The organism is Clostridium sp. AM28-20LB (assembly GCF_003480665.1).
In the GTDB taxonomy this organism is placed as follows: Bacteria; Bacillota; Clostridia; order Lachnospirales; family Lachnospiraceae; genus Otoolea; species Otoolea fessa.
In genome coordinates this window covers 1-5,500 of record NZ_QUJN01000015.1, presented here as the reverse complement: position 1 = coordinate 5,500, position 5,500 = coordinate 1, and the positions used below count along the sequence as shown (strand labels likewise).

General features: G+C 38.7%; 7 protein-coding genes. All 7 read left to right on the top strand.

Annotated elements, in window-relative coordinates; genetic code table 11:
• Positions 1 to 105: 105 nt before the first annotated feature.
• Positions 106 to 396 (top strand): hypothetical protein, encoded by a 291-nt coding sequence (locus tag DW739_RS14660; protein WP_007488503.1) that lies wholly within the window; start codon positions 106 to 108, stop codon positions 394 to 396.
• A 265-nt stretch (positions 397 to 661) separates the two neighbouring features.
• Positions 662 to 1,231: a DUF6560 family protein gene (locus tag DW739_RS14655; protein ID WP_118743272.1), complete on the top strand. Its 570-nt coding sequence runs from the start codon at positions 662 to 664 to the stop codon at positions 1,229 to 1,231.
• A gap of 294 nt (positions 1,232 to 1,525) precedes the next feature.
• A complete protein-coding gene (locus DW739_RS14650; RefSeq protein WP_003023131.1) occupies positions 1,526 to 1,906 on the top strand; it encodes a hypothetical protein in 381 nt (126 codons plus the stop codon).
• A 28-nt stretch (positions 1,907 to 1,934) separates the two neighbouring features.
• Positions 1,935 to 2,381, top strand: a complete 447-nt coding sequence (locus DW739_RS14645) for a hypothetical protein (RefSeq protein ID WP_003023134.1) — start codon at positions 1,935 to 1,937, stop codon at positions 2,379 to 2,381.
• 316 nt (positions 2,382 to 2,697) lie between these two features.
• A complete protein-coding gene (locus DW739_RS14640; protein WP_118743271.1) occupies positions 2,698 to 3,447 on the top strand; it encodes a hypothetical protein in 750 nt (249 codons plus the stop codon).
• Positions 3,448 to 3,531: 84 nt separating this feature from the next.
• The gene (locus tag DW739_RS14635) at positions 3,532 to 5,067 is read left to right on the top strand and encodes a serine/arginine repetitive matrix protein 2 (protein WP_182428006.1); all 1,536 of its coding nucleotides are present in this window, start codon (positions 3,532 to 3,534) and stop codon (positions 5,065 to 5,067) included.
• Between the two features lie 62 nt (positions 5,068 to 5,129).
• Positions 5,130 to 5,500, top strand: a 371-nt coding sequence (locus tag DW739_RS14630; RefSeq protein ID WP_243023798.1) for a CHC2 zinc finger domain-containing protein, incomplete at its 3' end; no start/stop codon positions are given.

Below are 5,500 nucleotides of genomic sequence, written 5' to 3'. Positions count from 1 at the left end.
TGTTTTATATGCTTTCCGTCAAGCTGAGTGCTGAGGGTGTTGAAAGGTGGTATCGCTGCTTTTACTGCAAGCTGCGTGTGTTGAAAAACCATAGGGAGGGCTGTTATGGCGAGACTTACGAAGATTGAGAAAGAAACAATCGTTCTCTTTAATGAGGGCGAGGACAAGGCAAATATCTACACCCACAACGCCGGATTGAAAAAGAGGTTGGCTGCTTTTGCTAAGAAGTACCCTGACCTTTGCAGACTGGAAAAATCCAATGTTCAAGGCGGTGTTTCTTATGAGCTGGCAAAGTCCCGTCTGTCTATCCGCTTCCTGCCGCCTTACAGTGAGGAACGCAGACAGAAAGCCAGCGAATATGCGAAAAAGCATGGGCTGAACAGTCAGCAGGGATAATGTGATAATCAGGACTGATATGCGGTTAAAATGTCAGGTACAGACCTGATGTTTTGACCGTTGCCTATCGCCTATGAGGAAAGTATCGGGGACTATAGATTTTGCGGAAATGTGCGTTACAAGGCTTGAACAGGAACTCTGTACACAAAATTTTTTCTTCCATTCTTTAAGTTGATGAAGTATAATGAGATATGAAAAATTGAGGTTTTTAATACTCGATTTCAAACAATCATTTTTATATAGCTGGAACTATGGAGGGCAAAAAATGAATGATTTTTTACGAATGTGTTTGAATATAATTACACAAATAGGCCCCTATTTAGTTGTACTTCTTCTTTGGAAATATCTTGTAAATCTTCAACAAAAGAGAGCTAAAGAACGAGAGGAAGAACAGAAAAAGGGAATAATTAGAACGCATTATACAATAAAAACAGAGAAAACATTGACTATTATATTTGTTTTTGGAATTTTATTTACAGGAGGTTGTACTGTAGCAAGTGCTATCCAACAGGATGATATATTTCCTCCCTTGGTATTTGGCATTGCATTTGTTGTGTTTTTTATAGGCTCATTGAATATGATTATGTGGAAACTGGAAGTGGATGAAGATGAAATCACATGGCGTTCAACTTTTGGCAGAAAGAGAACTTTTCACTTTGAAGATATTACCTATTGCGAGAGAAAGAAAGGTTCTATGCGTGTATATGTAAATGGAGAAAAATTATTTACCATTGATAGTAATATTGACAAAGAAGAATTTATGGAGGACATAAAAAGAAGAAGAATCCCTGTAAAATCTTACTGGGCAAATCAGCATAAGAAAAATCGTAAATGACATAGATTTTATAACAGTACGATGTTAGACAACTGAATATGACCGTCAAGGTCAGATGAAGAAACCGATGTATTGAGCGTAAAGCGATCGTGCGTCGGTTTTTCTTATTTCATGAGCTGACAGAATTCCGACTGTATATCACCCGTGAGGAAAGTATCGGTGACTATGGATTTTGCATAAATGCGCGTTACAAGGCTTGAACAGGAACTCTGCACACAAATTTTTTCTTTCATTCGTTAAGTTGATGAAGTATAATGAAAAATAAGATAAAGTTAATTCTTGGAGGTGTTATTCATGTTTGGTTTTAAGAAAAATGAAAAGCCAACGCTCATTATTGAAGCAAAAGATCTAATGGAAATTATCAAGTCTGATTATGATAATGATATGGCTTTTACTCTTATTGAGTTTTCCTATAATGAGAAAAAATATGTGATGGGTTCCTGTGTTTTACCTGCTAACGCAGAGGAATGTAAAGAAAATATATCTTTTATATTTCAAGACAGAGTTTTTGAAAGTTTTGAGGAATTTCAAACTGCTATTATTATAGATAATAAAAACATCTTACAATTAGAAAAACCCCTTGAAATTTTAAGAGCAGGAATTATTGATAATGAGCCTATGCTGAAAACGCCATGGGGAGATAAAAGATTAGCTGATAAAGCTGTTAATAAATAGCGTGTCGCTTTGAAAGGAGTACAAATTTATGGCATTATTGATGTTTAGAACTTTTGGAGTGATTATAGTATCATTTATAGTCTTAATTATGTATGTTTTGCATAGAAAGAAAAATGGGAAGTTTATAAAACGAAAGGCTGTCAATGAAGAAGAAAAAATAAAATATCAAAAATGGGAAAAAATAATCAATGTGATGGCAGTTGTTGGGTTATTGATTCTCGGTATATTTATAACTGTTCCTTGTTGCTTGGATATACCTTATTTACTATCTAACAATTTAGTTGAAGTTACCGGAGAAGTTACACAAGGTGCAATGTCAGGAGAAAACTCTAATAGTGAAAGAAGAATACATATTAGAGATGAGAAAACTGGAGAAGAACATTCATTAAAATATTGGGGAACAGGTAGCGATTTAGGAGATAAGATAACTGTAAGGTATTTACCACACACAGAATATGGGTATGTAGTTGAATAGAATAAAAATAAATATCCTATTTTGTTTTGGGAAATTTGTAGATTACCTGTAATCTGCCACAACTGAATATGACCGTCAAGGTCAGATAAAGAAACCGATGTATTGAGCGTAAAGCGATCATGCGTCAGTTTTTCTTATTTCATGAGCTGACAGAATTCCGACTGTATATCGCCTGTGAGGAAAGTATCGGAGACTATGGATTTTGCGGAAATGTGCGTTATAGGTAAGTAAAAAACTACTTGATAGAGCGTGAATTGAATTGTTCATATCGGTATGATATAATTTACTGAAATGAAGCAAGAAGGTGGACTTTTGTATGAAAAAATTTTTGAAAATATTGCTAATCATTATAGGAATAGTTTTTTTAATTTTTGCAGCGCTGATATGTATTGGACTGTTTGTTGATTATGATGACCATATTGAAAATGGTCGCTATACTTATGTTCCGGAAGATGACAATAAAGACAATGCATATGTCGAATTCAATTTGAGTGATTACGATAAAAAGGATTCTGAACTCATATATTATAGTTCTGTCGAAGAAGCTATTTTGAATTCTCCTTTGAATGCTGAAAATGAAGAATTTTCTGTTCCAGAAGATTTTCTTAATCATGTTGATGAAATATTGCATATATGGAATGGCAAACAGTATGATACGATTTTCTATCGAGCAGGAAGTGATAACAATCCCGTTCAAGGTTTTGTGATGGCACGCTGCAAAAAACAGGTGGAGGAAGCAAGTGTACAATATGCATTTATGAATGCTACACCGGTTACAACTAAAGCGGATAGCATTCTTATATCTGATATTACAGAACTAATTCGTTCATCTTTAAAATTAAGTGATTTTCAACAGGACTTGAATCCAAATTATCCAGATACCAGATTTGTTTTTGGCTATGCACATGATAAGGAAATTTACTCATTAGAAGTAGAAGGTCAAAAGCCAGATGGTGTTATTGAAATCAATGTATATGACAGAACGATGTATCTATGGTATTATGATGATTTAAAGAGCGACAAGAGAGGAAACAATCTAAGTTATTCAGTAGATGTGCCAGAGTAATTTTTTAAATTGGCTAATCTGCCACAACTGAATATGACCGTCAAGGTCAGATGAAGAAACCGATGTATTGAGCGTAAAGCGATCATGCGTCGGTTTTTCTTTTTGCAAAATAGTCCGGTGGACTGTTTTGTAAAACCGAAGGAACTGACAGAGCTTGGGACGGGGCGAAGTCAGTTTGTTCGGGCGGGAGTACAGAGGGTGCAACCCTTTGTGCATGGGTACAGGGAATGCAATACCCCTGTGCAGGTCAAGGGCGGCAGCCTTGCCCAGTTAAGTGGCGCTTCGCCACTTAATACTGGGTATTACTTGACGCAGAAAGCCGCAAGGAATCAGCTTCGCTGCCCTTCTCCCCTGTCGGGGAAATCAAAAAGAAAAGGAGGAACTCATGTGAAATTAACAAGACACAATGGACGAGCCGGAAAGAATGGCGTTTATAACCCGAAGCACAATGACCGCAGTTTTGACATTGCCAACAGCGAACACATTGACGAAGAACGAGCCAAACAAAATCTCTATTGGGACTGTTACAATGGCTTCCGCAATTTCAAAAATCCCGAAAAGGAAAATGAGCTGTCTGCCACTTTTGAAGATGTGGAACAGCTTTTTTATCGTCAGCGGTATCATGATTTTGTAACAGGACAGAATGAAAGAAATGTGAAGAACCGACACCCTGAAAGAAATAAGGAAACTGGAGATTTACTCAAAAGCAAAAAGACCTGTCCAGAGGAAACGGTCTATCAGATTGGAACGCTTGACAATCATGTTCCGCCGGAATTGCTCATTGAGATCGTCACAGAATTTATGGAAATCGCAAATGAGCGTTTCGGCTCTCATGTCCATATCCTGAATTGGGCGCTGCACTTGGATGAAAGCACCCCTCATATTCACGAGCGTCATGTGTTCGACTGTGAAAATCAATATGGAGAGATTGCCCCACAACAGGAAAAGGCTTTGGAAGCATTGGGGTTTGAACTGCCGGAACCGGAGAAGCCAGTCGGAAGAAAAAACAACCGCAAGATGACTTTCGATTCAGCTTGCCGAGTGCTGCTGTTTGATGTGGCGAAAAAGCATGGCTTACAACTGGAAGAAGAACCGGAATATGGTGGTCGTGCATATCTGGAAAAACAGGACTATATTCTTTTCAAGCAAAAGGAGCAACTGGCAGCACAGGAGCAAAAGCTGGAAGAACTCACGATGAAGATTGAGGATGTGGAAGCTCTGGTGGACGAGGTTGCCGATATTGCCTATGACAAGGCGGTTGAGGTCGTTGCTGATACTGTAAAACTGGAAACGCACAAGGAGGATATTAAGCTGGTGGAGCAGTCTAAGGCGTGGGTTCTCTCCCCTGAGCGTAAGGCTTCAAAGAAAGAAGTTGAGTATGCAGTGAAACGATTGGATGGCGTGATTGGCAGAATCACAAATGCTATGAAATCAACTATTCAGAAAATCCAAACTACGCTGATGAAACCGGAGGTCAAAAAAGCCGGAACGGAGCAAATCAAGAAGAAAGCCAAAAGTTCCATTATAGAGCAGTTGAGCCGCAAGAAGAAGGAAATGGCAGAGCGTGAAGTCAGCCGGACAATTCCGGCGAAAAGCAAAAAACAGGATATGGAACTTTAAGGCACTTGCTATTTTCGTTTTGAAAATGACAGGTGCTTTTTTCGTTTCAGGAAAGGAGTCACATGAATGTATTTGAAATTGTAAAAGAAAATGTTACTGCCCGACAAGCCGCAGAAGCCTATGGCTTGAAAGTGGGTCGCACTGGTATGGCGTGCTGTCCGTTTCACTCGGATAAGTCCCCCAGTATGAAGCTGGATGAACGCTATTACTGTTTTGGCTGCGGAGCAACCGGAGACGCTGTTGATCTCACAGCGAAGCTATTCGGTATCGGGCTGAGGGAAGCTGCTGTCAAACTTGCTGAAGATTTTGGTCTTAACTATGACAGCCGACAAAAGCCCAGTATTCGCCCTCGTATTCGTGAGCCGACACCGGAACAGAAGTATCAAAAAGAAGAAAATCATTGCTACAAGGTGCTGACGGATTATTTTCATCT

Bases quoted from the DNA above. Each gene is read 5' to 3' on its own strand.
- DW739_RS14660 (WP_007488503.1), top strand. From the start codon at position 106: ATGGCGAGACTTACGAAGATTGAGAAAGAAACAATCGTTCTCTTTAAT.
- DW739_RS14650 (WP_003023131.1), top strand. From the start codon at position 1,526: ATGTTTGGTTTTAAGAAAAATGAAAAGCCAACGCTCATTATTGAAGCA.
- DW739_RS14655 (WP_118743272.1), top strand. From the start codon at position 662: ATGAATGATTTTTTACGAATGTGTTTGAATATAATTACACAAATAGGC.
- DW739_RS14635 (WP_182428006.1), top strand. From the start codon at position 3,532: ATGCGTCGGTTTTTCTTTTTGCAAAATAGTCCGGTGGACTGTTTTGTA.
- DW739_RS14640 (WP_118743271.1), top strand. From the start codon at position 2,698: ATGAAAAAATTTTTGAAAATATTGCTAATCATTATAGGAATAGTTTTT.
- DW739_RS14645 (WP_003023134.1), top strand. From the start codon at position 1,935: ATGGCATTATTGATGTTTAGAACTTTTGGAGTGATTATAGTATCATTT.